Source organism: Coleofasciculus sp. G3-WIS-01 (assembly GCF_040223135.1).
GTDB lineage: Bacteria > Cyanobacteriota > Cyanobacteriia > Cyanobacteriales > Coleofasciculaceae > Coleofasciculus.
The window spans coordinates 1-5,013 of record NZ_JAVJZI010000111.1 but is presented as its reverse complement, the minus strand read 5'-3'; the positions used below and the strand labels follow the sequence as shown (position 1 = coordinate 5,013).

4 protein-coding genes are annotated in these 5,013 nt (G+C 45.0%); 1 reads left to right on the top strand and 3 read right to left on the bottom strand.

The window, feature by feature from the left end; translation table 11 throughout:
* Positions 1-433, top strand: a 433-nt coding sequence (locus RIM23_RS11460; RefSeq protein ID WP_446367149.1) for a zinc ribbon domain-containing protein, incomplete at its 5' end; no start/stop codon positions are given.
* 490 nt (positions 434-923) lie between these two features.
* On the opposite strand, the gene RIM23_RS11455 is transcribed toward RIM23_RS11460, so the two are convergent.
* From RIM23_RS11455 to RIM23_RS11445, 3 genes are all read right to left on the bottom strand, one after another.
* The gene (locus tag RIM23_RS11455; RefSeq protein WP_446367147.1) at positions 924-1,217 is read right to left on the bottom strand and encodes a hypothetical protein; all 294 of its coding nucleotides are present in this window, start codon (positions 1,215-1,217) and stop codon (positions 924-926) included.
* A 397-nt stretch (positions 1,218-1,614) separates the two neighbouring features.
* Positions 1,615-3,861, bottom strand: a complete 2,247-nt coding sequence (locus tag RIM23_RS11450) for an adenylate/guanylate cyclase domain-containing protein (RefSeq protein WP_446367145.1) — start codon at positions 3,859-3,861, stop codon at positions 1,615-1,617.
* A 217-nt stretch (positions 3,862-4,078) separates the two neighbouring features.
* Positions 4,079-4,867, bottom strand: coding sequence for an alpha/beta fold hydrolase (locus tag RIM23_RS11445; RefSeq protein WP_446367151.1), 789 nt, complete (start codon positions 4,865-4,867; stop codon positions 4,079-4,081).
* Positions 4,868-5,013 lie beyond the last annotated feature (146 nt).

Sequence of the window (5,013 nt, the reverse complement as noted above, 5' to 3'; positions counted from 1 at the left end):
AGACGGAATTGAGTTAGGGAAAAAGACGAACCAGGAATTTGTTCAAATCCCTACCGCTCGTCTCAAAAACAGGATTGAGCAACTGTGTGAGCAGTATGGGATTCAGTTCGTAGAAACTGAAGAAAGCTATACCTCTAAAGCTAGTTTTGTTGACAATGACCCTCTGCCTGTATTCGGCTCCAAGCCGGAAGGGTGGATGCCGAGTGGAAAGCGAGTAAAACGGGGAATGTACCGCACCAAAAACGGAGAATTTGTCAACGCCGATGCTAATGGTGCTGCTAACATTCTCCGCAAAGTAGAGATACAGCTAGGTCTTGATCTAGCCAAGGTCAGTAGGGCGTTTTTGACTGCGCCATCCAGAGTCTTCCTCTGGAACTCTAAAAAGATAAAACGACGGGACGCGGCTTCAGCTCGTCCCAAAGTATCTGCTTAGAATCCCCCGCGTTTTAACCGGGGGAGAAGTCAAACCGAATCCCCGCTTGTTCATATCCCACTTTGCGAGAGAACTTGGGTAGCAGGGTAGAGGGTGGAAATGGGTACACCTTGCTGATGAAGCTCTTGGAGTGTGCATTGCATCAGTGTTTGACACTCCTGACGCCTAAAGGCATGAGTAGCGCTTCTTTCATCGAGCACTCTTATAATACGGTTTGTATTTAATTGTAATATATTCTTGATGATTTCCTGATCATTGATGAATAAATGAGTGGAAGAAACCCTTGTAGAGGCGGGTTTAGACGCTCTTATCCAGGAGATCGCCGATAATATGGCATAAAAAACCTGCCCTTGCACAACCTGCCGCGTGAAAGCGCTTCTGAGGAGACTAATCAAAAAATTTTCTCAAGGGTGACAATTGTCACAGGACTAGAATAACTTATGATATTTTTTCTGGCTCAACGATACCAGATGGAGTCGGCGGTGTTGGCTTAAGCGACTCGTTGACTACAGGTAGGATACGCCGTTAAAGACTTTGGGTTGTAGTATTTCACCCCGGCTTTATCCAATGTTGCGATCGCGCTATCCATGGCTTCTTTAATCCAATTGTTTGGATCGGGGGAATTCCCACTGAGTTGGTAATCCGTCACATGAGGTTCGCACTCATCCGGATCATAGGTTCCGGAAGCTCGGCAAATAGACACATAGATGGTGTTATCAACGTCTGGATTTGGCATCTCAATTCTGATGTAGTGATTCAGATAGAGCAGGGTTGACATGAACATGAGTCTCGTCTCTCCGTATTTGCTAAAGGGATTTACATCTCTTAATTAATATTACTTTTATTTTTATACAATCCCGATATTTTCGCTTCCGCCAAATTATCGGACTATTTTCTGTACTTTAGCGGATTGACAAACGTTACCTATTTTGCTAGATTTAGCCTTCTTGATATTACTAAAAAAAAATCAATCTATTTACGCCAAACTACTAATTATACAACAAATCTTAATTAAATGCAGCCCAGTATCCTCACCTTGGCGGATGAGCTTAAGAGCAAAACCGCCGGAGCCGCCCTAACTTCTCACGGCGTCTTTGGGCTGAGATAGGGTGTAGGGTGTAGGGATGGATAGAAGCATCTTAATAGGACAGAAGAAATTAGAACAATGAACAAGTATTAAATTATTTACGACCCATAAATAGATAAGTCGTCATTTTCCCCTTGCCTTTAATCTGAATTTGACCCCGCTTTTCAAATAAAAACTTGTCTTGACAGAGTTTGTATGTAGTTTCTGTGACCTGAATCTTATCAGGAATACCATGAGATTCCATGCGGCTGGCGGTATTGACCGCATCTCCCCACAAATCATAAATGAATTTTTTAGTGCCAATTACTCCAGCAACCACAGGACCACTATTAATCCCAATCCGCAGACAAAAATTTTCATCCTGAAACTGATTAAAGCGAGCAATCTCGATTTGCATATCTAATGCCATTTCGAGCATGGCTTCAGCATGATCTTTGCGAGGAGTGGGAATACCACTGGCGATCATATAAGCATCACCAATTGTTTTAATTTTCTCTAACCCATGCTTTTCGGTTAATTGATCAAATCGGGAGAAAATATGATTTAATAAAAAAACCAATTGTGTTGGCGGCATTCGAGCCGAAAGATTGGTAAAGCCAACAATATCAGCAAATAAAATCGTCACATCTGCAAAGCGATCGGCAATGAGGCAGGTTTCCTGTTTTAATCGCTCGGCAATAGGTTGGGGTAAAATATTCAACAATAAACGCTCAGCCTTTTCTCGTTCCCAACGCAATGCCTTCTCAGCTCGCTTACGTTCGGTAATATCACGGACAAAGGCACAGTTGTATTCCTTACCGTCAAATTCCAAATAACTAATTCGCACTTCTACGGGGAAATGTTTACCATTTTTGCTGCGATGATGAGATTCAAGAGAGAGGGAACCACATTGTTTGAGGATCTGCCAGTGTGCTAACCAACTCTCAACAGTAAAATTAGCATCAATGTCATGAATCTTCATCGACAGCAAATCATTCAGGGGGTATCCCAGCAACCGACAAGCGGCATAATTGACATATAATATTCGTCCATCTTGCCCAATCCAAAAAATTGCATCAGCTGCCCGATCCACAGAAAACTGAGTAAATCGCAACGCTTCATTAACCGTTTCCAGTTGTTCATTCACCATTTCCAGTTGGGCGGTACGTTTGGCTAATGTCTGTTGGGCAAAATATTTCTCAGTGATATTATTAAATAACCATAGGCGACCTTGAATATCTTGACCGTCAGTTGGCAGACTTGATACACTAAGTACCAACGGTTGAGGTTGACTAAACTTCCAGATCCAGTCGTGAATTTCTGCTTGCGGTTGGGAAAAAAGCTGTGCCGCCTGAGTCGCGATTTCCTGCTGATTATCCATGCGGCTGCGTAAGATTGCCATCGCCTGCGCGATCGCACTCGGTTCCGCTTCACCCGGTTCTAACCCCAGAAGCTTTGCTCCGGCAGGATTGAGCCAGCCTTGTCCCCCACTGACATCAACAAAGACTACCCCCTGAGGTATTTCTAGAATGGCATTGTAGCGGGCTTTGAGCTGTTCTAGGCGAAACGTGGTGGTTTGCAGACGTAGGAGGGTGTGGAGTTGTGCGAGTAGTAAATCCAGGAAGCGACGCTGGTATGAGGGCAGGGAAGTTTGACGGTACCAGAGTAATAAGATAGCACCTTGCTCCTGTGTCGTTTGCTCCTTTCGCAGGGGGAGTACCGCCAGAGACTGTGTACCTTTGGCGACAAGGATAGGGACTGCCTTGGGCGTCGCCGGATAATTAGCATAGAATAGAGTGCGTTTATAGGTTAGGGCTTCGGCAAAGAGTTTAGGCGTTGTTAGTTGATCGGGTAGGGCTGTAGGGGGAAAACAGACGAGGGCTTGGGCGGTTACCTGATCCAATTGACGCAGTGCGATCGCAGCGTCGGCTAGGGATAACTCGTACAACTTGCGTGTAACCTGCTCAATGATTTGATCAGGAGTATTCATGTCTGATTGTGCGATCGCGGCGAGTACTGAACCCCCTGCCAATTTCCATTCAATTTCTAACAGGAAACGACGCACTAGCAAACCGCATCCAATTGCCAAACCCAATCCTGTCAGCCAAGGGCGTAAATCTGGATACTGACTACCAATCAGCCAGACAACTATCGCCACCAACCCTAGCATAGACAGTGATGGGGAATTGATGATTAGGGATTGTCTAAGTTTTGAGTATTGAATATTGAGTATTGAGTTGACTTTTGTATCTTCCTCATCTTCCTTCCCTCCCCCCATTTTTGTTGCGATGAAGGGACTCAGAATCCAAGCAGGTAGAGGAAACAAAACGATGACAGTAAAGGCAATCGATGTTAAACTCAATGTCAAGCTCCTGCTGGTATTAAGCGTATCTAGACCAACCAGCATCAGCAATAGTCCGATTAAAAATCGTCTAAATGTAGGAAGCTGATTAGGATGATCCAATGACAATAATGAGCATCAACAATAAGTGAAGAAGGATGTCGTTGATAAGGGAGAGTTTGTCGTCAGCGCCAAAGTGCGGCGGGTAGAAAGGACACCTATATCAACGCCCTTTAAGTTAAGAAAAAACAGAAGCCGCGATTGACTGGGTTACGGTATCTGGCGCACTCAGGTGAGGCAAATGACCCCTTGCATTTATATTGATTAGCTGACTCTCAGGGATGTTATCTGCCATATACTGACCCACTTGCAGGGGTACAGCGATATCATCGCTAGCTTGTAGAATCAGAGTCGGTACTCTCAGGCGCGGTAACTCATCCCGGTGATCCGACTGAAAAATAACCCGGGCAACGGCTTGGGCAATATCCGGACGAATAGCCGTCAGAGTATTCGCAAATTCTGTTGCTAGTTCCGGACGTTCAGGGTTTCCCATCACCATGGAAGCAAAACCACTCACCCAAGCATAATAGTTTGCCGACATCGCCCCATAGAGTGCATCTAGGTCGGACTGATTAAACCCACCCACATATCCCACATCGTTGAGATACCGAGGAGATGCACCGACAAAAATAAGCTGGCTGAAGCACGAGGGATCGATTAGCGCGGCTAGCAAGCTAATCATACCACTGACTGAGTGACCTACGAGAATGCAGTTTGTAAGTTTTAACTCATGACAGATTTCCAGCAAATCCTCGGCGTAGCTATAGAGGCTACTGTAGCGATGGGGACTATAGGCAGAAAAATCGGATTTTCCGGCGCCTACATGGTCAAAGAGGACAATACGATAGTTAGGGGCAAAGGCGGCGACTTGATGACGCCAAGCGGTTTGGTCTGAACCAAAACCATGGGCAAAGATAATTGTCTGCGTGCCGTTACCAAGAATATTGATATGATTGCGTTCTAAGATACTTGTTTTGACACTCCCCGCCCTATAAGTGCGGGGATTCTTAGTTCCGCGACACACCTTACAATTATCTATCCTTGCGGCAATACTTAAACCAAACACCCGTAGAAAACTACCAAGTATTGAGCCTAATTTAGATAACTCCAGAG